The sequence below is a fragment of the Haemophilus sp. SZY H35 genome (genome assembly GCF_018829705.1).
In the GTDB taxonomy this organism is placed as follows: domain Bacteria; phylum Pseudomonadota; class Gammaproteobacteria; order Enterobacterales; family Pasteurellaceae; genus Haemophilus; species Haemophilus haemolyticus_K.
This window is the reverse complement of record NZ_JAHKJZ010000002.1, coordinates 436885-458940: the sequence shown is the minus strand read 5'-3', so window position 1 is coordinate 458940 and position 22056 is coordinate 436885. Positions and strand designations below refer to the sequence as shown.

The window sequence follows — 22056 nt, the reverse complement described above, 5'->3', positions numbered from 1 at the left end:
AGTAAAAAAGTGCGGTTAAAATCAACCGCACTTTTATGTTTTACAACGAATTTAATTATGCAAAATGGCGCACTTCACCATTACCCGCCACATTTTCTACACAACGTGGACAAAGTGTAGGATGTTCGGGATTTCCCCCAATTTTGTCAGAATAATGCCAGCAACGTGGACATTTTTCACCATTTGAACGGGCTACGCTTACCGCAATACCTTCTAACTCATCCGCAGCCACATCCACTGGTTTGTCTGCTAATGCTTTCACTTCAGCTTTTGAGGTGATTAACACGAAACGTAATTCATTGCCTAATTGTTCTAACAATGCACGATATTCGTCATTAGCATAAACGGTTACTTCTGCTTCTAAACCGCCGCCAATCACTTTATCGTTACGCGCAACTTCTAATACGCGGTTCACTTCAGAACGAACTTTAATCAGTTGTTGCCAGTAAGCATCATCTAATTTTTCATTCTCGCCTAAACCAAACAAGCCTTGATAGAATTCTTCAGTAAATACGAATTCTGCACGAGTACTTTCGGTTTGTGGCAAGTGTTGCCAAATTTCATCGGCAGTGAAAGATAAAATCGGTGCCATCCAACGAACTAATGCTTCCGCAATATGCCATAACGCAGTTTGACAACTACGACGAGCAAGGCTGTCTGCTTTGGTTGTATATTGACGGTCTTTGATAATATCTAAATAGAATGACCCCATTTCTACCGAACAGAAACGCATTAAACGTTGTACCACAGTGTGGAATTGATAGTTATCGTAGGCATCTTTGATTTCTTTTTGCGCATCTAATGCACAAGCTACCGCCCAACGATCTAGGCTAATCATGTCTTCTGGTTTGACTAAATCACGTTTTGGATCAAAACCATTTAAGTTCGCTAATAAGAAACGTGCGGTGTTACGAATACGACGATAGCTGTCCGCTGCACGTTTTAAGATTTCATCAGAAACCGTCATTTCACCCGTATAGTCGGTAGAAGCGACCCATAAACGTAAAATATCACCACCGAATTTATCCATTACTTCTTGTGGTGTCACGATGTTACCGATAGATTTTGACATCTTACGGCCTTGACCATCCACAGTGAAACCATGGGTTAATACTTGTTTGTATGGTGCTTTGCTGTCTGTTGCCGTAGAAAGCATTAAAGAAGACATAAACCAGCCACGGTGTTGGTCAGAACCTTCTAAATACATATCGATATCTTGACCGTTAAATTCCGGACGATTCGCCACAACAGAAGAATAGGTTGATCCTGAGTCAAACCATACATCAAGGGTATCAGGCACTTTGCGATAGGTTTCTGCGTCCGCACCTAATAATTCTTTTTCGTCTAAATCCCACCATGCTTGAATACCAGCTTTCTCTACACGTTTAGCCACTTCTTCAAGTAACTCTAAAGTACGCGGATGAAGTTCTTCAGTTTCTTTGTGCACGAATAAGGTCATCGGCACGCCCCAAGTACGTTGACGGGAAATACACCAGTCTGGACGGTTTTCAACCATTTTTTCGATACGTGCTTGACCCCAATCTGGAATCCAGCGAACTTGTTTGATTTCACCTAATGCTTGTTGGCGTAAACCTTGTGTTTCCATGCCGATAAACCATTGTGGGGTCGCACGGAAAATAATCGGGGTTTTGTGGCGCCAGCAGTGTGGGTAGCTGTGTTTGATTTTCTCAACTTTTAATAAGTTGCCCACTTCTTGTAATTTTTCAACAACCAATGGATTGGCTTCAAATACGCCTTTGCCTGCAAAGAATTCAGTGGTCGAAATAAATTTACCGTCATTCGATACAAGACCTGCCATTGGTAAATTATATTTTTGTCCTACAATAAAGTCGTCCAAACCATGATCCGGTGCAGTGTGTACTAAACCTGTACCGCCATCGGTAGTCACGTGATCACCTAAAATTACTGGCACAGTGAAATCATAGAACGGATGGTTAAAGCGTACTAACTCAAGTGCCTGACCTTTTACTGAACCTAAAATTTCAACTTGTTCTATGCCCACCGCTTTCGCTACGGATTCAACTAATTCAGCGGCTAAAATCACACGTTCATCGCCAAGTTGTACTAAGTTGTATTCTAATTCTGCATTTACTGCAATCGCACGGTTAGATGGCATTGTCCAAGGTGTGGTTGTCCAAATTACCGCAGATAATTTGCCATGACCTTTATCAACTGCGTTAAATTTCTCTTCAATTTCAACCGCACTTACTGCTGGAAAACGAACATAAATAGACGGAGAAACTTTGTCTTCGTATTCCACTTCTGCTTCAGCCAAAGAAGAACCGCAGTCTAAACACCAGTGAACTGGTTTTGAGCCTTTGTATAAATGGCCATTCGCAATCACTTTACCAAGAGTACGGATGATGTTTGCTTCGGTGTCGAAGTTCATCGTTAAATAAGGATTATCCCAATCGCCCAACACACCTAAACGGATAAAGTCTTTTTTCTGACCTTCTACTTGTTCCGTCGCATATTCGCGACATTTTTGACGGAACTCAGCTGCTGTAATTTTTTCGTTTGGTTTACCTACTAAACCTTCTACTTTTAATTCAATTGGCAAACCATGACAGTCCCACCCCGGGATATAAGGCGAATCAAAACCTAATGCCGTTTTGGATTTAATAATAATATCTTTCAGAATTTTGTTTACTGCGTGACCAATATGAATGTTACCGTTCGCATACGGAGGACCATCATGCAGAATAAAAGATTTTTTGCCTTTGCTCGCTTCACGAATTTTTTGGTAAAGATTTTTCTCGTACCAATTTTTCAACATATCAGGTTCGCGCTTAGCTAAATCACCGCGCATTGGAAAGCTGGTTTCTGGTAGGTTAAGAGTGTTTTTGTAATCGACTGTCATTTTATTTTCCAATTTTTACATTTTAAAATTAACTGTTAAAAAACGCTTTCGCAGTTTCTACGTCTTTCTCAATTTGTACTTTCAAATCATCAAAAGACGGGAATTTAATCTCGTTTCTAATCTTGTGGCAGAATTCGACTTCCACCATTTGGCCATAAATATTCTGAGAAAAATCAAACAAATGAACTTCTAATAATTGCATTAATCCATTTATAGTTGGGCGTTTTCCCATGTTGGCGACGCCATTAAAAATCTCGCCTGACTTCAACCGCACTTTTACGGCATAAACGCCTTTGATTGGATTGACTTGTCTATGTAAACGAATATTGGCCGTTGGAAATCCTATTGATCTGCCTAACTTATTACCATGGATCACACGCCCGAAAATACGATAAGGTTTACCGAGTAAATTTTCTGCAAGTTGTAAGTCATCATTCGCTAACGCTTCGCGAATTGCAGTGCTACTAATTCGCTGTTCATCTAGACAAAAGCTACGGTTATCTTCAACAATAAAACCGAAACGCTGACCAGCTGCTTGCAACATTGCAAAATTGCCTTGGCGTTTTGAGCCGAACTTGAAATCATCGCCAATGCTTAAAAATTTCACATGTAGATGATTAACAAGCGTTTGCTCAATAAACACATCAGCTGGTTGTTCGGCAAAAGTGCGGTCAAATTTCGCCACAATTACGACATCAACCTTAGCCTTTTCGAGATAATAAATTTTGTCACGCAAACGCATTAAACGCGCTGGTGCATTTTCTCCCATAAAATATTCACGCGGCTGTGATTCAAATAACAATACCGCCATGGGTAAATTTAATTCGTCAGCTTTTTGGCGCAAATGGCGGAGAACTGCTTGATGCCCTAAATGCACACCATCAAAGTTGCCGATCGTTAGCGCACAACCTTGTAAAACACGATTTGCATTATGAAGCCCACGAATTAATTGCATGTCCTTATCCATGAAAATAAGAGAATTTTGGCATTATAGCGAGAAGTTAGTTTTTTGTCAGCAAATGGTGCTTGCGAATGCCCAATAAAATCAACGTTGCGCCATAAGCTATTGCGGCTAATACAATCAACCAAACAAGCCAATAAACACGCATGAAGAAATCCATTTTCGCCCATTGGTTGATTTCAGGCACGTAATACCAAACTGCTGCACCCATTACTATTGCTGCCAATAAAACTTTTCCAAAAAAGACCGCACTTTTACGTGAAAAATGGTACACATCCGCTTTGTCTAAGCCGCGATAGAGCAAATAGGCATTAAGAGTTGCCGACATTGCTGAAGCAATAGCTAAACCTACATAACTGAAAGGAATTGCCAATAGGTTAAAGCCCATATTACTCACCATGGCAATAATGCCTATTTTTACTGGCGTTTTGGTATCTTGGCGGGCGTAATAGCCATTGGCGAGGATTTTAATCAACATAAAGCTAAGTAAACCTGCATTAAATGCCCATAAAGAATAAGAGGCAGCATGAACATCATTGAGCATGAAATTGCCACGCATAAAGAGCGTAAGTAACATCGGTTGAGCCAATACAGCAATACCAATGGCAGCTGGAACGCCAAGTAATAAAATCATTCGCACGCCCCAATCCATTGTATTACGAAAATCAACCGCACTTTTAACTGAATCGCCTTCACGATTAACGTGGTGACGGGCAAGCGTTGGCAAAATTACGGTAGAAATAGCGATGCCAAATAAACCGAGAGGAAATTCCAGTAAGCGGTCGGAGTAATACAACCAGCTAATTGAACCTGTCATTAAAAAGCTTGCAATCACTGTATCCAGCAAAAGATTAATTTGACTTACCGATACACCAAATAACGCAGGGATCATTAATTTGCGGATTTTAGTTACGCCTTCATCCCGCCAAGCCCATTTGGGTTTCACCAGTAAACCGGCTTGTTTCATAAATGGAATTTGAAATAAGAACTGTAATAAGCCGCCTAGAAAAATACCGATAGCCAATGCAAGATCTGGATTATCCATTTGTGGTGCAAGGAAAAGTGCGGTGGCAATCATCGCTATATTTAATAACACGGGTGAAAAGGACATCACGCCGAATTTTCCAATCGTATTAAGTACTGCTCCAGAAAGCGCGACAAAAGTGACAAACCATAAATAAGGAAAAGTTATTTTAAGTAAAAGGGAAGCTTGTTCAAATTTATGCGCATCAGGGCCATCATTCATCCAATCGGTAAACCAGCCCATCCCAAATAAAGCGGCAACGACAGGTGAGCCAACCATCGCGAGGATCGTAACAATACTGACCAATCCCCCAAGGGTACCAGAAACTTTTCCAATAAATTCCCGAGTTTTATTAATATCTCCGGATTTTTGATATTCAGCGAGAACAGGGACAAAAGCCTGTGAAAAAGCCCCTTCAGCGAATAAACGACGAAGAAAATTTGGGATACGATTAGCAAATAAAAAAACGTCCGCCGCAGCGCCTGCACCAATAAGATGGGCGATAACTACATCGCGCACAAGGCCTAACACTCTTGATAATAAAGTCATAGAACTAACAACAATGCTAGATTTTAAAAGTCGTTTACTCAAAATATTCTTCTCTACCCTAAAATTTTTGCCTAATTGTATAGAAATTTTGTTTTTACGCTATATTCCGTGAAAAAAAACTGATAAAATCCACCGCACATCGTTTGTGTGAGCCCATATTGAAAGAGCTTGTAAAAATAACGATACTTACTTTCGGTTGTGTCTCACCGAAATCAACACAAATTTTCCATTGACAAAAGTATAAAAAATCGGCATATTGACGCCCTTTATTTTGTCTATCAATCAACAGAAATTTTAGGAGTTTGACCTTGGCTAATATCAAGTCAGCAAAAAAACGCGCGGTTCAATCTGAAAAACGCCGCCAACACAACGCAAGCCAACGCTCTATGATGCGTACTTACATCAAAAAAGTATATGCTCAAGTAGCAGCAGGTGAAAAAGCAGCAGCTGAAGCAGCATTCGTTGAAATGCAAAAAGTTGTTGACCGTATGGCTTCTAAAGGCTTAATCCACGCTAACAAAGCAGCAAACCACAAATCTAAATTAGCTGCACAAATCAAAAAATTAGCGTAATTTTTAGCTAGAAAGAATGAAAAATAAAACCGCACTTTAAAGTGCGGTTTTTCTTTATCTTGATATGATATTACTTATCGCCTGATAGATCTTTCTTGCATCATCTCCAGAAAGTGAATGCCCTTTTTCATCAGAGATAACCATTGAACTTTGTTTGCCATGATCCGAGATTTGCATATTGTAAATACCGTTATCTATTTTGGGGGATTCGATACCTAAGCGTAGCCAGTCTTCTTTATTTAAAGAGGAATATTTCAATTCGCGATATCCTCTGCCAGAGGTTTCAGATTTAATCGCAAAACCCACTTTAGGTAAGGCATAGCCTAATTTTTCCCATGCTTGGTTAAATGTCGTATTCATTGCTAAAGCGATTTGACCATTTAGATCTTGAATAATGTGTGATGAAATAGCCCCAACAGAAGCATTAGATAAATCTTGCTGTTGTTTTGTATAAGCTGATGTTAATGCATATATGAGACGATTCAGACGATCAGAGGTATAACGCTGTTTTTCAGACACACTTGGTGTGAAGATGATACCATCACGACGTGTTTGTAACACCGATACGGCAAGTGCACTAGAACGGCGATCGGTAACATGCTCTATTTGATATTTAATTTCGACATTTTTATCTCCAATACGATCAGTTGGTGACCAATCCGTCGTTAAAACACTACCCTGAACAGTGGATGAAATATTTTCTTCTTTCAGTAGACGTTCAACTTGCTTTAAATTATAGATGCTTGTTTGTTCTTCTGGATATACTATAAGGGCTCGTTCACCGTCAAATTGTGTTAATGAATTTTGAATAATTGCTAATGGTGTTGATGGTGGACGGATATCGATATTTTCTCCTTTTTTGAAGGCAATATTAGGTAATGCATAAGTGTTGTCTGCAACAGGTAAGTTAACGCCTCCTGTTGCTAATGGAGAGAAACCTGGAATACTGGCTTCTGATTTTTGGAATGTATCATTAGCGGTTTTTAGCTTTTCTGGATCAGATGAACAACCACTTAGCACAACAGTTGCAGCCAAACCTAATATTATTTTTTTCATGTTTAGAATCCTATAAAATAAACGAAAAATCAATAATACTTTTGCGATAATAAAAATATGGGGACAATGATTTGTCCCTTATTTTATTTATAATAATCTCGCAATTTTCAATGCTTCTTCTACTTTGGGTTGAACGTTTTCGCTTAATATGGTCAGCGGTAAACGTAAGTGAGGAGATTTAATTAAACCTAAACGATAAGCTGCCCATTTAACTGGTATTGGATTGGATTCAATAAATAAATCATTATGTAAGCGCATCAGGCGAGCATTAATTTCTTCGGCTTTAGTAAAATCACCTGAAAGTGCATAACGACACATATCAGCCATATCTTTTGAGGCAAGATTATTAGTAACGGAAATAACCCCTTCAGCACCTAATTTCATTGCTTCTAAACTAGTTGCATCGTCGCCACTTAAAACAATGAAATCTTGACCTGCAAGTGCTTTAATTTTTGTTACACGACTTACATCGCCTGTTGCTTCTTTAATACCTACAATATTTTTAATCTGGGCTAAACGAGCAACTGTTTCAGGTTTCATGTCACTACCAGTACGTCCTGGTACATTGTAAAGAATTTGTGGCAGATCGGTACATTCAGCAATAGCTTTAAAATGTTGGTACATACCTTCTTGAGTCGGCTTATTATAGTAAGGCACGACAGATAAACAACCGGCGACACCACTATCGCGTAATAATTTTGTCATCGTTATTGCTTCACTAGTAGCATTTGCGCCAGCCCCTGCAATAATTGGAATACGTCCTTTCGCAAATTCTACTGTCTTCTCAATAACCTTTACATTTTCTTCAATACTTAATGTGGCAGATTCACCTGTTGTTCCTACAGAAACAAGCGCATTAGATCCGGCATCAATATGATGCTCAACTAATTTTTCTAAACAAGCAAAATCAATTTCGCCATAGTTATTCATTGGTGTGACAAGAGCCACAATACTGCCAGAAAATAAAGGATTTTGAGCTGACATAGAACCTCCGTTTATCTTTTTGATTTTATTATTTGGTATAGCTCTCTATAGTCGCTAAAATGGCTTTAATTTGCAAATCTTTTTTTCAAAGGAGTCTTTTATGAATAGATTGATTGCGGGAAACCAAGCACCGGCTTTTACATTATTGAATCAACAAGAAAGTCCTATTTCTTTAAGTGATTTTCGGGGGAAAAAAGTGCTTGTCTATTTTTATCCTAAAGCACTTACTCCTGGTTGTACGAGTCAAGCATGTGGATTACGTGATAGCAAGTCTGAGTTAGATGAATTAGGGCTTGTTATATTGGGGATTAGCCCAGATATGCCGAAAAAATTGGCGCAATTTATTGAGAAAAAAGCACTTAATTTTACGCTACTTTCAGATCCTGATCATCAAGTTGCAGAAATGTTTGGCGTATGGGGGGAGAAGAAATTTATGGGAAAAACCTATGATGGTATTCATAGAGTCAGCTTTTTAATTGATGAAAATGGAAAAATTATGCATGTATTTGATAAATTTAAAACTACAGTTCATCACCAAGTTATCGTAGATTATCTTAAAAATCTTTAAACCTTTTTCAAAACTTACCGCGCTTTATGTAAAGTGCGGTAAAAAAACATTATTTTTTAGTTCGATATTTACGTCTAATCCTAGCTTTGCTAAAATTCTCTAAAATTGAAATTCATTCTCAATTATATTTCCAATAAAATTCTCAAATAATAAGGACAGAAAAATGTTACAGCTTTTTGATTTTTTACAACAATACAGTGATTTTATCATTATTGGTTTACTGCTACTGATGAGTGTGACGATGTTAGCAATGGTAACTGAGCGTTATATTTTTTTACGTAAAGTTAATGTTGCGCATTACTCAACTATTCATGAGTTAGATATTGATTTGAATCGTAACATGACCACGATTTCAACAATTGGAGCTAATGCGCCTTATGTTGGATTACTCGGAACGGTTATAGGAATTTTGCTTACTTTTTATCAAATTGGCCACGGTGGTGGTGATATTGATGCAGGCATTATTATGATGCATCTTTCACTTGCGTTAAAAGCAACAGCATTAGGGATTCTCGTCGCAATTCCTTCTATGGTATTTTATAACGGTTTAGGACGTAAGGTAGAAGTTAATCGTTTGAAATGGAAAGTGTTAAACGAACCAAAAGATAAGGAATAGTCTGTGAAAAAATTTGATGAAATCAACATTATCCCTTTTATCGATATTATGTTGGTGTTACTTGCTGTCGTCTTGATTACAGCATCATTTATTTCTCAAGGTAAAATTCAAGTAAATGTGCCAAAGGCGAGTACTGCTGTGGCATTCAAATCTGATGATCTCGCTAAATTATTAACGGTTACAGCGGATAAACAACTCTATTTTAATGATAAACCTATTTCGCAAGAGGCTCTTGAGGCTGAGGTTACACGCTGGAATAAGGATCAGAAAGTCACCTTAAAGATTGATGCAGAAGCATCTTTTCAGGATTTTGTAACAATCACGGATATGCTTGCTAAAAATGATATTAAAAATGTTGCGATTGTTTCAATGAAAGACAAAGGGCAGGGAAAAAGTGGCCGGGCTCCCGTCTCTACTCAATCTATTTCTACCGCACCTTAAGGAATCATTATGCAGCAAACAAAACGTTCGCTCTTAGGTTTGCTAGTTTCTTTATTGGTACATGGCATTATTGTTGGTTTACTTTTATGGACTTGGAATAAACCAAGTGATAGCGCCAATAATGCCGCAGGAGACATTGCAACGAGCATTTCTATGGAAATGGTGCAGGGAATGGTTATGGAAGAGCCTGCACCTGAGCCTCAAAATATGCAGAAAGAACCTGAGCCGGAGAAGAAAGAGGTTGTGGAAGATCCCACAGTGAAGCCTGAGCCTAAAAAAATTAAAGAGCCAGAAAAAGAAAAGCCTAAGCCTAAGGAAAAGCCTAAAGAAAAACCAAAGGATAAACCTAAGAAAGAGCTTAAACCTCAAGATAAGCCTATTAATAAAGATTTACCAAAGGGTGATAAAAATATTGATTCTACTGCGAATGCTAATGCAAAAGCGACAACAACGAGTACAGCTAATAGCAATGCTCAAGTAGCTGGTTCAGGGACTGATTCGACTGAAATAGCCGCTTATCGTTCAGCAATTCGCCGTGAAATTGAACGTCATAAACGTTATCCAACTAGGGCAAAAATGATGCGTAAACAGGGTAAAGTCAGCGTATCCTTTAATGTTTCGGGTGACGGTTCATTAACTGGTGCACATATAACTCAGTCATCCGGTGATGAAAGTTTAGACAATGCGGCACTTGATGCGGTGAATAGTGCGAGCCCTGTTGGTGCAAGACCTGCTGGATTTCCTTCGGGATTAAATGTGCCGATTAGTTTTACGCTTCAGTAATAAAAATAAAGGTATATAGGACAAAATAAAAGTGCGGTTAAAATCAATGAAACTTAACCGCACTTTTATTCTGACTAGAAAATAGTTAGATTTTTCTATTACCTAATGTGCCATCATCAATTGCTGCTTTGGGTGTACCGATGACTTCAGCAATTTTATCTCCATTTTTAAAAAAAACAAATCCGCCATTTTCCATTTTTGTCCAGGTTTCATCTTTGGTAAGTGGAAAGGTTGTAATGATGTTTACCTTATCCCCTTCTTTCGCATAATCGCTAAAATCAATGACGCCGTCATCATCAATACGATGTGCTTTTCCAAAAGGCGCTTTTCGCATTAAATAATGCAGGTTAGTGGAGCAGTGAGCAATCATCCATTCACCATTGGATAAAATAAAGTTGAACGTACCGTGTTGAGCTAGCTCTTTTGTCACTTTTTGAATTGCCTCAAAAATTTCCGTTTCGCTAGGTTTTTGGCGGTAGGTATTTTTGAGATATTCTGCTAAATAACAAAAAGCAGCCTCAGAATCAGTAGAACCAATAGGTTGCAAAAAGTAGTTACTCATATCAGGTAAATTTTTTAAATTACCATTATGCGCAAATACCCAGTTCTCCCCCCAGATTTCACGAATGAAAGGATGGGTGTTTTCGATATTAACATCACCTTGAGTTGCTTTACGAATATGAGCAATAACGTTTAGTGATTTAATCTTGTATTGTTTGACGCAATCTGCAATAGGCGAGTTACTTGCAGGATGATTATCACGAAAAACACGTACGCCACGCCCTTCAAAAAAAGCGATACCAAAGCCATCAGAATGGCAATCTGTTAACCCTGCACGACGACGAAATCCCTCAAAAGAAAAGACGATATCCGTTGGTGTGTTGCAGTTCATTCCGAGTAATTGACACATAGTTTAGATATATAACCCCATAATATGTATTGATTTAACACCATTATAGGGGGGATTTCAAGAGAAGTGCGGTGAATTTTTATAATAAAACGTTACATTTTATTACTTATATAACTTATGGTACATTTGTCGTAATTCTGACATTTCATATAGCTTTGTTTTAGCCGCATCAAGTTTGCCTTCTTTAGCTAAATTAGAGGCCTCTGTGGCTACATCAATCACTTTTTGAATACCTTGTTGATAACCAGGAAATTGAGATTGATCTCCGTTCCATTTTGTCGGCATGGTTACTTTTGAGTGTTCGGCAGCATTAATAAATGCGCTTATGTTATTTTGGAATTCTTCTGATGAAGAGGCTTTTGATGCTAATACCAAACGTTGGGACATAATCATCATTTCATCACGAAGATTAATAGGATTTGTTGCAAAAGTGGAAGAGGCAAATACAGCAAGGCCCATAAATGCAAGAAATTTTTTCATTTGTATACCCTTAAAAAATAAAAGATAGCAAAAAGCCGCTAAATTTCTTTAGCGGCTTTTTAGAATTTGGCTCCTCCTGCGGGACTCGAACCTGCGACATATGGATTAACAGTCCACCGTTCTACCGACTGAACTAAGGAGGAAATGGTGCCTCGAGGCGGAATCGAACCACCGACACGGGGATTTTCAATCCCCTGCTCTACCGACTGAGCTATCGAGGCGTTATCATTATCGGCTGCTGCCTGACAACGGAGCGTATTAAACTATTTTTTCGAGAGCCGGTCAATAACTAAATTTAAAAAAAATGAAAAAACTGTTTTGTTTGGATAGTTAATCATCAAAGTGTTTATTAAAACAACTAAAATTTATAATTTGCTTATTTATTTTACAATCATCTTTTTATAAAAAAATGCTCGTTGAAATGGTTCAACGAGCATTTAGTTATGATTAAAGGGCTGTATTATCGTCTTACACGGAATTTTTTCTGTGCTTGATCTACTTTTAATAGGTAATTTCGTGCTTGAGCAGATGGATGAGCGGTTGTCAGAATGCGGAAAACTTGTTCCGGATACATTTGATTGATTTTATAAATCGCTTCATCTTTATCATTATCAAATACACGTAACACCGCACCTGCACCACTATTATAAGCAGAAATCATAGCAAAGCGTTTTGATGTCGGATTGGTAATGCCATCTAAATATTGGTTTTGAAGAAGCCATAAATAAGAGACGCCCGAATCAATATTATTTGCTGGATCGTATAAATAATGCTCTGATGGCTGCCCACTTTTCCCTTTCATAGCAAATACATCACGGCCCGCAGTGCGTGGAACAACTTGCATTAAACCAATAGCATTTGCATAGCTAATTGCATAAGGGTTAAAGCTTGATTCTGTTTGCATAATACCTAAGATCAGACTTTCATCAATGCCATAACGTTCAGAGGCCTTACGAACTAATGGTAAATATTTCTGAGCGCGGACTTCCACGTGGTTTGCAATCATAGGAATTGCAACAAATTGCACGGTATGACCATTTTGTAGGCGGCGTGTTTGTAATTTATTTTGGATCAAATAAGTTGCAAAATTACTTGCAATAAATTGGTTTGCAATTTGCTGACCTTGGTGGTCTACCACCTGTCCTAAAAGAAACGGACGAGAGCTAATGGGAACATCACCTGAGGCAAATAAATCAATTCCTTTTGCATCTGCTCCCATTAATAACGTATGAACAATTGCATTATGTAAACGATTAAGGTCTTGTTGTGTTTCAATGACAATATTACCTTCATCAAAACTTACGTGGCTACGAGTATAAAAAGAATCGGTATATTTTACGTAATCTTTACGGCTGGCCACTAATAATTCATTTACACCCCAAATACGATCAATATTATGTGAGAATTGTCCAGTAAGAATGTCTAAACCTTGTGTATCTTTTGCAAAGGCTTCATCGTAATTAATACTGCGGTTCGGAGAGTCGCTACAAGCATATAAAAAAGGCAGTAATGCTAATAATAAATACTTTTTCATTGTGTTACAGGCAATTAATTTGATGGTGGAACATAACCTTCAATATGCACATCTTTTCCTTCAAACAAAAAATTGATCATTTCTTGTTCTAATAATTTACGATGCTCGGTATTCATCATATTGAGTTTTTTTTCATTAACCAGCATCGTTTGTTTTTTGATCCATTCTCCCCAAGCCTGTTTGCTGATTGAATCAAAAATACGTTTTCCGAGTTCACCAGGATAGAGCTGGAAATCTAAACCTTCTGCTTCTTTTTTAAGATGTTCACAAAATACTGTTCTTGCCATAATGATTCCTTACAAATTGAATTAAAAGATTTTTTACCGGTTGAGCAAGCCCGATTTGTTCAGGATTTTGCGGATCATACCAATATTTGACCGTACTGGATAGATTTGATTGATATTCTTTTGGGTTTTCCGAGATTTTACGCCAATCATCGTTTTCTTGTTCAATATGTAAATTATCATTAACTTCTGCGTAAATTGGGTGAATATCTAAATGAAAATGACTAAAAGTATGTCGAAAACTTGGCCAGGCTTGATAATGGGAAATACCTTCTTGTATGAGGTGGTTCAATAACGTTGATTTATCCTCAAATTGAGGAAAGCAAAATAATCCTCCCCATAATCCCGAATTTTCTCTTTGTTCTAACCACACTTTTCCTTTGTTTGATAGTATTAAAAAATAGGTTTCTTTTTCTGGTATGATTTTTTTATGTTTTTTATTTGGAAATTGCCCCCAACTTTCATGTTTATTCGCCAAACAATCCTTATTTAAAGGGCAAAGTTCACATTTTGGTTTTGTTCGTGTGCATACCATTGCACCAATATCCATCATCGCTTGGTTAAAGTCAGCAACGTGTGTTACAGGCGTGACTTGTTCAGTTAAATGCCACAGGTAATTTTCCACTTTTTTTTCACCCGTCCAGCCTTCCACTTCAAAATAGCGGGCAAGTACACGTTTTACATTACCATCTAAAATCGGGTAAGGTTGATTTAAAACCGAAGATAAAATCGCACCCGCTGTGGAGCGCCCTATGCCAGGCAATGCCCATACTTGTTCAAAATTAGTTGGAAAATTCCCATTAAATTCATCCCGCACTTTTTGGGCTGCTTTATGTAAGTTACGTGCACGCGCATAATAGCCTAAGCCTGTCCATAAATGTAAGACTTCGTCTTGTGATGCATTAGCAAGTGCGGTAATAGAGGGGAATGTTTTTATAAATTGCTTAAAATAAGGTATAACAGTGGCTACTTGTGTTTGCTGTAGCATTACTTCAGAAAGCCATACGCCATAGAGCGTTTTATCTTGTTGCCAAGGCAAATTCTTACGCCCGAATTTTTCGTACCAATCTAAAATAGATTTGGCAAAAGAAGTATGTATTGAAGATTGTGCTTGCATAAGGAAAAGTTTTGTTAAGAATGTTTTTGATTCTACACTAAAATGGGGCTTGTTTATCTATGTTTTTTCAGTATAATTCGCAGTCTATTTGGTGCCAAATATGGCGTATTATTCACTCACGCGGTGTAGGAAGAAAGTTCTTATAGCGGCGTGGCTTCATTTTGAGGTTTTCTATGAAACAAGGTATTCACCCAGAATATAAAGAAATCACGGCAACCTGCTCTTGTGGTAACGTGATCAAAACTCGTTCAACTTTAGGCAAAGATATTAACCTTGATGTGTGTGGTAACTGTCACCCATTCTACACTGGTAAACAACGTGTTGTAGATACTGGCGGTCGTGTTGAACGCTTTAACAGCCGTTTCAAAATCCCAAGCACAAAATAATTTGAACTTGCTTCGAAACCCTGCCAAATGGTGGGGTTTTGTTTTATCTGAAGAACGTATAAAATAGATAAATCTAAATTGAATAAGAAATACCTATGCATACCAATTATGTTATAAGCCTTTCATCTGCTTCTCAACGTCGAGAACATATCATCAAAGAATTTGGTAAACATCATATTCCTTTTGAGTTCTATGACGCTATAACCCCATCAGAGTGCCTTAATCAACTCATTCAAACTTATTTACCAAATCTTGCTCATGCTAAACTTTCAGAAGGGGAGAAAGCGTGTTTTATGAGTCATTATATGCTATGGAAAAAATGCATAGATGAAAATCTTCCTTATATATATATTTTTGAAGATGATGTATTGCTAGGTGAAGATGCTTATTCATTTTTAGCTGAAGATGAATGGTTAAAGGAGCGATTTACTTCAGATGATAGTTTTATTTTGAGATTTGAAACTTTTTTGAAACCAGCCAAATGTGAAAATGTAAAGATCTCATCATTTAAGAGTAGGTTAATTTTAAAATTAGTCGAAGAGCAGTATGGATTAGCTGCATACGTTATATCCAAAAATGCAGTTATCAGTTTGTTTAGGCAAATGTCCAGGCTTACATCGGATGATATTGATGCGATTGATATTTTGGCATTTAGAGATTTTCTGAATTTAGATAATGTATATAGTTACCAAATTATACCAGCTATAAGTATTCAAGAATTACAATGGAAAAAGAGTAAAAGTGTTTTATATAGTCAGTTAGAAGATGAACGTTATAAAATATTAAAAGATAATAAAGTTAAAAATTCAAAGAAAACATTAATAGAACATCTCTTTCGATTAATAACCAAACCTAAGAGACTCTTATATAAGAGAAAGAGAAAAAAATATATAGTACCATTTAGATAGATTATGTTTAGTAATATTAAATTAGTTAATAAAAGATTAGATTTGATTATTAATCATGATAATAATCATAATAATATAGTATTCTCATCAGATTTTAAGTATTCTAAATATATCGGTGTGTCAATATTATCAATTTTAGAGAATAACATTCATGAGAAGTATAATTTTCATATATTTGTTAATGATATTGATATATTAGATTTAAACAGAATAAGATTATTGCCATATAAAAATATAAATATTTTCTTTTACTGGTTAGACGATAGTATTGTTGAGGGGTTACAAACAACTCAACATTTTTCAAAAGGTATGTATTATAGGCTGCTTATCCCTTATATTTTACATAGGAAAGTAGATACTTTTTTGTATTTAGATACAGATGTTATATGTGTTGGAGATATATCTGAAATATTTTCTACCAATTTATCTAAAAAGGTTGTAGCAGCTGTAGCTGATACAATAGAAGAATATCATTTATATAGGCTATATGAATTAGGATTTAAAAAAGAATCAACATATTTTAATTCTGGAGTAATGTATATAAATACTAGTGAATGGGTTAATAATAAAATCACAGAGAAGTTTCTTAGTTTAATTGGTATGAGTTCTTATGTTTATCCAGATCAGGATGTACTGAACCTGATATTAAATAATAGTTCTGTTGTATTTTTATCAGAAAAGTTTAACTACCAAAAATGGTTAAAACTATCTAGGGAAGATTTTTATGAAGAATGTAAATTAGTTTCTTTAGTCCATTTTATTGGACCTCATAAACCTTGGTCGATATCTGGCTACAATAGAATCTATAATTATTATAAAAGTAGATCATTTTGGAAAAAGCAAGAATTTGAAAATATTGATACAACATTAGGGTTAAAAAAAGCATCTAAATGCTTTTGGAAGGATGGTAATAAATTTATTTCAGTATGGTATCATGTCAGATATTTAATAAGAAAGTTAAAGAGACTAAAATGAAAAAATTGCCTATCTATATTATTAACCTAGAAAAATCTACTGATCGTAAAGCTTATATGCAGGCTCAGTTTGATCAATTATTTTTGGATAACACAGAACAGGCTATTCATTTCTTTAAGGCAATTAATGGAAAAGAAAATCCGAATCACCCCTTATTTCAACGTTATAACGAGAAGAAGAGACTGAATGTGAAAGGGTATCCACTCACACGCAATCAACTAGGGTGCTATGCTAGCCATTATTCAATGTGGGAAAAATGTATTGAGTTAGATAGTCCAATTATTGTGTTGGAAGATGACGCTAAGTTTAAAGATAATTTTCTAGACGTGCTTGATTTTATTAATAGTGAGAAAAATACCTTTGAGTTTTTCTGGCTACAGCCTGATCGTTTAAAAAATAAAAGAAAATTAGTGGCGGATTTTGGGCATTTCTCTGTTTATCAATTTAGTAAAGGTTTTATTGGGGCGACAGGTTATTATTTAACACCTAAAGCGGCTAAGAAATTTTTAGCGCAAAGCCAAGAATGGTATTTAACTGTAGATGTGACAATGGATCGTTTTTTTGAAAATAAAGTCCCACCTTATGCAATTGTACCGTTTTGCTTAGAGGCTGATTATGAAATTGAATCAACTATCTTTGAAAAGCAGAAGAAAGTCAAGACATTAAAAACAGTGATTGCAAGAGAGTTATTTAATATTAGTACCAGTATTAAAAGGAATATTTATAATTTGTTGCATCCATAAATGACAAAGTGCGGTAAAATTTTTACCGCACTTTTTTGTTATATTATTCTTGAAAATTGCTGACGTTTTGCTGCTTCACGTGAGTAAGTATCAAAACACAAACAGATGTTACGAATTAATAGCCTTCCTTTTGGCGAAACTTGGAGACCTGTATGCGTGAGTTTGATAAGCTCATCATCGATTAATGGTTTTAATAGTGCTAAATCTTCGGCAAAGTGAGTGGTAAACTGAATGTTATATTGCGCCTCGAACGGTGAGAAATCGAGTTTAAAGTTACAAATTAATTGTTTAATAACATCACGGCGTAAGCAGTCTTCTTGTGTTAATGCTAATCCTTTATGTAGAGCATTGCCTTGTTCTTCAATGAGGGCATAATAGCGCTTTAAGTCTTTTTCATTCTGTGCGTAAGTGTCACCTAATAAGCTAATAGAAGACACTCCAAGCCCTAATAAATCACATTCTTCTTGCGTTGTGTAGCCTTGAAAGTTTCGGTGCAATACGCCTTGGTCCTGCGCAATGGCAAGTTCATCATGGGGTTTAGCAAAGTGATCCATACCAATAAATTTATAACCTGCATTACCTAGTGTTTCGATCGTTTTTTGCAAAATGGTTAGTTTTGTTTCTGGCGCGGGCAGTTGATATTCTTTAATTTTTGCTTGCCCAGGTACGCGACTTGGTAAATGCGCATAATTAAACACACTTAATCGATCTGGATTGAGTGCAATTACTTTTTCAAGAGTGAACATAAAACTTTCTACAGTTTGTAATGGCAAACCGTAAATTAAATCAAGGTTAGTTGATTGAAAGCCTAATTCTCTAGCGTGATCTAACAATGCATGAATAAAATCTTCATCTTGTTCACGATTTACCGCTTTTTGCACATCTTTATTAAAGTCTTGTACACCCATGCTCATGCGGTTAAAACCAAGGTGACGTAGATGATCAAGCATAGAAAGTTCAATTCTACGAGGATCGATTTCAATTGAAATTTCAGCTGTCTCAGATACTGTAAAATGTTTTTTTAGCATTGCCATTAAACGAGCTGATTGGGTTTCACTCAGATAGGTGGGTGTACCGCCACCCCAGTGAATTTGGGTAACGAGACGATGTTTAAATAATGCTGAGCGTGCACTAATTTCTTTTTCAAGGTAATCTAAATAAATATCAGCCTTATGTTGATGGCGAGTGATCACTTTATTACAGGCACAGAAATAGCAGAGCTGGTGGCAAAAAGGAATGTGAACGTATAAAGAGAGCGGACGATTTGGATAGCGTTTTACGGCGGCTTCAAAATCTTGCTCAGTATAATTTTCATTAAATTCTAGGGCTGTAGGATAGGAGGTATAACGCGGGCCTGATTGATTGTATTTTTGAATAAGTGCGCTATCCCAAATAATTTCTGACATTAAATCACTCCAATCTGTTTAATATCGTCTAAAAACTGACGTAATTCTTCTTTAATTTCGTGTTCAAATTTGGCTTCGGCTCTTTCACGTGCTAAATCTAAACGCATTCTTTCTTTTTTTTCTAATTGTTTACGAGTATCATGAGTTGGCATGTTACGTACGATTTCGTGTAATTGCGCCATACTGGGGTATGGAGTAAGCGTTTTACCAAAGGGCATTAATAACATGGTAAGGCGAATTACACCCTCTGAGTGATTACATTCGCCAGACTGCATTGCTCGAGCAATGATTTCAATACTTTCCTTTAAGCGGGCTTCCCTTATCGCTTTGGATTTAGCTATCATAATGTTTTGTTGTTTTAGCTGTTTTAGTAAACGAATTGTATATCCACTTAACCCTAGAACAACAATAAGTGCAACAATACTTAAAATAATGATCCAAATCATAGATTATCTAAATTGATTAATATCAATACGTTCAAAAGTGCGGTATAAATCATCTTCGTTTTCGTCTTCCTCTTCGATGCCTAGTTCTTCCATTAATTCGGCAATTCTTTCGAGACATTCATCCACAAATTGTTGATCTGCTTTGGTAATTGCTTTACCTTCATCTAAGGCATCTAATAATTCATTCAGAATCTCATTATTTTCAAGCTTTTCAAGCTCTTGCATTGGATCTAACTTTTTCACCTGTTTTACGACAGGAATCGTTTGTCCTTTTTCTGGCTTATTAACAAATTCCACAATTAATGGTACTTTTTTCTTGCTACCAATTTTAGGATCTTTAATTTCTTGTTGGATTTTGTTCGTTTTATCTTCTATTGCGCTATGACGAGAACCTGATGCTAAACCTTTATGTTTTCGTTTTTTCTTATCTTCACGTGCTTTGGCATCTAATTCATAACGTGTGAGTTTTTTTCCTGGACGAGAGTTGGAGATTTCGGGTTTCTTATCCGCTTTACGGATTGGCATAACATCAGTGATGCGACGTGTTTTTTTCTTACGAGCCATTCATAGTTCCTTTTTATAAAATTTTGTGGATTGTATCATTTTCATGTCTAAATTTATAGGCAAATAAAAAACGGAAGCACGTCACTTCCGTTTTTCTTTATCAGTAAAAACTGATTACAATTATAACAATCCACCTTGTCCTAATGCGGGATCAGTATCACGAGCTTTTAATGCATCTTCTACTGTTAATCCTAATGCTTTTGCAACACCAGCGCCGTATGCAGGATCACACCAGTGACAATTACGGATATGACGGTATTTGATGAAGTCAGGCGCATCCCCCATTGCCGCTGCAGTATTATTAAATAATGCTTGTTTTTGTTCAGCATTCATTAAGTTAAATAATGCACGTGGTTGGCTGAAGTAGTCATTATCATCTTGGCGATAATCCCAGAATGCAGCATCACCATTAATACGAAGAGGTGGTTCTGCAAAATCAGGTTGTTGTTGCCATTGATTGAAGCTGTTTGGTTCATAGTGTGGTAAGCTTCCGTAGTTACCATCAACACGACCTTGACCATCGCGTTGGTTGCTATGAACTGGGCAACGTGGACGGTTTACTGGAATTTGACGGTAGTTCACACCTAAACGGTAACGTTGTGCATCCGCATAGTTGAATAAACGAGCTTGTAACATTCTGTCAGGACTTGCACCGATACCTGGAACTAAGTTGCTTGGTGCAAAAGCAGATTGCTCTACATCAGCAAAGAAGTTTTCTGGGTTACGATTAAGTTCAAATTCACCTACTTCAATTAATGGATAATCTTTTTTCGGCCATACTTTGGTTAAGTCAAATGGGTGGTAAGGCACTTTTTCAGCATCAGCTTCAGGCATGATTTGTACAAATAGTTTCCATTTAGGGAAGTCACCGCGTTCGATTGCTTCATATAAATCGCGTTGATGACTTTCGCGGTCGTTTGCAATCACTGCTGCTGCTTCCGCATCGGTTAAGTTTTTAATACCTTGTTGAGTATGGAAATGGAATTTTACCCAGAAACGTTCACCAGCTTCATTCCAGAAACTATAAGTGTGTGAACCATAACCATGCATATGACGATAACTTGCTGGAATGCCACGCTCGCTCATTACAATAGTAACTTGATGTAACGCTTCCGGTAATAATGTCCAGAAATCCCAGTTGTTTGTTGCTGAACGCATATTAGTGCGAGGATCGCGTTTTACAGCTTTATTTAAATCAGGGAATTTACGAGGATCACGTAAGAAGAATACTGGGGTATTGTTACCCACTAAATCCCAGTTACCTTCTTCAGTATAGAATTTTAATGCAAAACCACGAATATCACGTTCAGCATCTGCTGCACCACGTTCACCCGCAACAGTGGTAAAGCGTGCGAACATTTCTGTTTTTTTGCCAATTTCACTGAAAATTTTTGCACGAGTATATTTAGTAATATCGTGTGTGACAGTAAAGGTACCAAAAGCACCAGAACCTTTTGCGTGCATACGGCGCTCAGGAATTACTTCACGTACAAAATCTGCTAGTTTTTCATTTAACCATAAATCTTGTGCAAGTAATGGGCCGCGAGGTCCTGCTGTTAAGCTGTTTTGGTTATCGGCAACAGGGGCACCGTTACCCATAGTAAGATTAGAGCCATTTAAATGTGAAAAAGGACATTGAGAACTCATAGAATACTCCTTGTAAAGTAAATAATCGTTTGGTTGAAATAAATTTCTTGGGTATCATACAAAAAGGTTTTGACGATTGAAATCTATTAAATCAATTCAAAAAAACTATTTTAAACTTTATCTATCTTGAGTTCCTTTTTATAAAGTTTCATAATGAAGCATTTCGATCTTTGATAGCGTTTAAAGATTAGCTTTAAATTTTTTTATGAGTTAATTTGTAA

Annotated in this window: 23 protein-coding genes and 2 tRNA genes; 9 read left to right on the top strand and 16 right to left on the bottom strand. The window is 36.8% G+C overall.

The genetic code is table 11. The annotated features are described in order from the left end of the window. Positions 1 to 55: 55 nt before the first annotated feature. Genes ileS through murJ form a run of 3 tightly spaced genes read right to left on the bottom strand, consistent with a single transcriptional unit; the run spans position 56 to position 5457 of the window. The gene (gene ileS, locus KP710_RS05830; protein WP_215770987.1) at positions 56 to 2881 is read right to left on the bottom strand and encodes an isoleucine--tRNA ligase; all 2826 of its coding nucleotides are present in this window, start codon (positions 2879 to 2881) and stop codon (positions 56 to 58) included. Positions 2882 to 2909: 28 nt separating this feature from the next. After that, positions 2910 to 3836, bottom strand: coding sequence for a bifunctional riboflavin kinase/FAD synthetase (gene ribF, locus KP710_RS05825; RefSeq protein WP_165818765.1), 927 nt, complete (start codon positions 3834 to 3836; stop codon positions 2910 to 2912). A gap of 46 nt (positions 3837 to 3882) precedes the next feature. Continuing rightward, positions 3883 to 5457 (bottom strand): murein biosynthesis integral membrane protein MurJ, encoded by a 1575-nt coding sequence (murJ, locus tag KP710_RS05820; RefSeq protein WP_215770986.1) that lies wholly within the window; start codon positions 5455 to 5457, stop codon positions 3883 to 3885. A gap of 266 nt (positions 5458 to 5723) precedes the next feature. Here murJ and rpsT point away from each other — a divergent pair, with 266 nt between their 5' ends. Continuing rightward, positions 5724 to 5987, top strand: coding sequence for a 30S ribosomal protein S20 (gene rpsT / locus KP710_RS05815; protein ID WP_005548279.1), 264 nt, complete (start codon positions 5724 to 5726; stop codon positions 5985 to 5987). A gap of 54 nt (positions 5988 to 6041) precedes the next feature. On the opposite strand, the gene bamC is transcribed toward rpsT, so the two are convergent. Together bamC and dapA are read right to left on the bottom strand one after the other, a co-directional pair. Further along, the gene (gene bamC / locus KP710_RS05810) at positions 6042 to 7043 is read right to left on the bottom strand and encodes an NlpB/DapX family lipoprotein (protein WP_111408034.1); all 1002 of its coding nucleotides are present in this window, start codon (positions 7041 to 7043) and stop codon (positions 6042 to 6044) included. Positions 7044 to 7130: 87 nt separating this feature from the next. Further along, entirely contained in the window at positions 7131 to 8027 is an 897-nt protein-coding gene (gene dapA / locus KP710_RS05805; RefSeq protein WP_111408035.1) for a 4-hydroxy-tetrahydrodipicolinate synthase, read from the bottom strand. A gap of 100 nt (positions 8028 to 8127) precedes the next feature. Between dapA and bcp the strand changes: the two genes are divergently transcribed. From bcp to KP710_RS05785, 4 genes are all read left to right on the top strand, one after another. Further along, positions 8128 to 8595, top strand: coding sequence for a thioredoxin-dependent thiol peroxidase (gene bcp, locus KP710_RS05800; protein ID WP_048952705.1), 468 nt, complete (start codon positions 8128 to 8130; stop codon positions 8593 to 8595). Between the two features lie 163 nt (positions 8596 to 8758). Then, on the top strand, positions 8759 to 9211 hold the full coding sequence (gene exbB / locus KP710_RS05795; protein ID WP_048952706.1) for a TonB-system energizer ExbB: 453 nt from the start codon (positions 8759 to 8761) through the stop codon (positions 9209 to 9211). A gap of 3 nt (positions 9212 to 9214) precedes the next feature. Then, complete coding sequence (gene exbD / locus KP710_RS05790) at positions 9215 to 9652, top strand: TonB system transport protein ExbD (RefSeq protein ID WP_111408036.1); 438 nt, start codon at positions 9215 to 9217, stop codon at positions 9650 to 9652. Between the two features lie 9 nt (positions 9653 to 9661). Continuing rightward, positions 9662 to 10435 carry a TonB family protein gene (locus tag KP710_RS05785; RefSeq protein ID WP_111408037.1) on the top strand — a complete coding sequence of 258 codons (774 nt, stop codon included), beginning with the start codon at positions 9662 to 9664 and terminating at the stop codon, positions 10433 to 10435. 85 nt (positions 10436 to 10520) lie between these two features. Here KP710_RS05785 and KP710_RS05780 read toward each other — a convergent pair whose 3' ends face one another. The 7 genes from KP710_RS05780 to mutY all read right to left on the bottom strand — a co-directional run bounded on the left by KP710_RS05780 (position 10521) and on the right by mutY (position 14760). Further along, positions 10521 to 11345 carry a class II glutamine amidotransferase gene (locus tag KP710_RS05780; RefSeq protein WP_140450224.1) on the bottom strand — a complete coding sequence of 275 codons (825 nt, stop codon included), beginning with the start codon at positions 11343 to 11345 and terminating at the stop codon, positions 10521 to 10523. A gap of 102 nt (positions 11346 to 11447) precedes the next feature. After that, complete coding sequence (locus tag KP710_RS05775; RefSeq protein WP_111408039.1) at positions 11448 to 11825, bottom strand: cytochrome b562; 378 nt, start codon at positions 11823 to 11825, stop codon at positions 11448 to 11450. A 67-nt stretch (positions 11826 to 11892) separates the two neighbouring features. Further along, positions 11893 to 11968: transfer RNA gene (locus KP710_RS05770), tRNA-Asn, on the bottom strand. Positions 11969 to 11970: 2 nt separating this feature from the next. Continuing rightward, positions 11971 to 12046, bottom strand: a tRNA-Phe gene (locus KP710_RS05765). Positions 12047 to 12285: 239 nt separating this feature from the next. Continuing rightward, positions 12286 to 13359: a membrane-bound lytic murein transglycosylase MltC gene (gene mltC / locus KP710_RS05760; RefSeq protein ID WP_065265466.1), complete on the bottom strand. Its 1074-nt coding sequence runs from the start codon at positions 13357 to 13359 to the stop codon at positions 12286 to 12288. Positions 13360 to 13373: 14 nt separating this feature from the next. Next, positions 13374 to 13646, bottom strand: a complete 273-nt coding sequence (locus KP710_RS05755) for an oxidative damage protection protein (protein WP_065265465.1) — start codon at positions 13644 to 13646, stop codon at positions 13374 to 13376. Continuing rightward, on the bottom strand, positions 13624 to 14760 hold the full coding sequence (gene mutY / locus KP710_RS05750) for an A/G-specific adenine glycosylase (RefSeq protein ID WP_215770985.1): 1137 nt from the start codon (positions 14758 to 14760) through the stop codon (positions 13624 to 13626). Before mutY ends, KP710_RS05755 begins: the two co-directional genes overlap by 23 nt. 173 nt (positions 14761 to 14933) lie before the next feature. Here mutY and rpmE point away from each other — a divergent pair, with 173 nt between their 5' ends. From rpmE to KP710_RS05730, 4 genes are all read left to right on the top strand, one after another. After that, entirely contained in the window at positions 14934 to 15146 is a 213-nt protein-coding gene (gene rpmE, locus KP710_RS05745) for a 50S ribosomal protein L31 (protein ID WP_005625828.1), read from the top strand. Between the two features lie 95 nt (positions 15147 to 15241). After that, a complete protein-coding gene (locus tag KP710_RS05740) occupies positions 15242 to 16054 on the top strand; it encodes a glycosyltransferase family 25 protein (protein ID WP_048952714.1) in 813 nt (270 codons plus the stop codon). A 3-nt stretch (positions 16055 to 16057) separates the two neighbouring features. Next, entirely contained in the window at positions 16058 to 17029 is a 972-nt protein-coding gene (locus tag KP710_RS05735; RefSeq protein ID WP_048952715.1) for a glycosyltransferase family 8 protein, read from the top strand. After that, positions 17026 to 17772 (top strand): glycosyltransferase family 25 protein, encoded by a 747-nt coding sequence (locus tag KP710_RS05730; protein WP_048952716.1) that lies wholly within the window; start codon positions 17026 to 17028, stop codon positions 17770 to 17772. Before KP710_RS05735 ends, KP710_RS05730 begins: the two co-directional genes overlap by 4 nt. A gap of 38 nt (positions 17773 to 17810) precedes the next feature. Here KP710_RS05730 and hemN read toward each other — a convergent pair whose 3' ends face one another. The 4 genes from hemN to KP710_RS05710 all read right to left on the bottom strand — a co-directional run bounded on the left by hemN (position 17811) and on the right by KP710_RS05710 (position 21835). After that, positions 17811 to 19178 carry an oxygen-independent coproporphyrinogen III oxidase gene (hemN, locus tag KP710_RS05725; RefSeq protein ID WP_215770984.1) on the bottom strand — a complete coding sequence of 456 codons (1368 nt, stop codon included), beginning with the start codon at positions 19176 to 19178 and terminating at the stop codon, positions 17811 to 17813. Then, complete coding sequence (locus KP710_RS05720) at positions 19178 to 19624, bottom strand: DUF2489 domain-containing protein (RefSeq protein WP_048952718.1); 447 nt, start codon at positions 19622 to 19624, stop codon at positions 19178 to 19180. The genes hemN and KP710_RS05720 overlap by 1 nt, the downstream gene beginning before the upstream one ends. A gap of 3 nt (positions 19625 to 19627) precedes the next feature. Next, the gene (gene yihI / locus KP710_RS05715; protein WP_048952719.1) at positions 19628 to 20188 is read right to left on the bottom strand and encodes a Der GTPase-activating protein YihI; all 561 of its coding nucleotides are present in this window, start codon (positions 20186 to 20188) and stop codon (positions 19628 to 19630) included. 120 nt (positions 20189 to 20308) lie between these two features. Next, a complete protein-coding gene (locus KP710_RS05710) occupies positions 20309 to 21835 on the bottom strand; it encodes a catalase (RefSeq protein WP_215770983.1) in 1527 nt (508 codons plus the stop codon). Between the last annotated feature and the right edge of the window lie 221 nt (positions 21836 to 22056).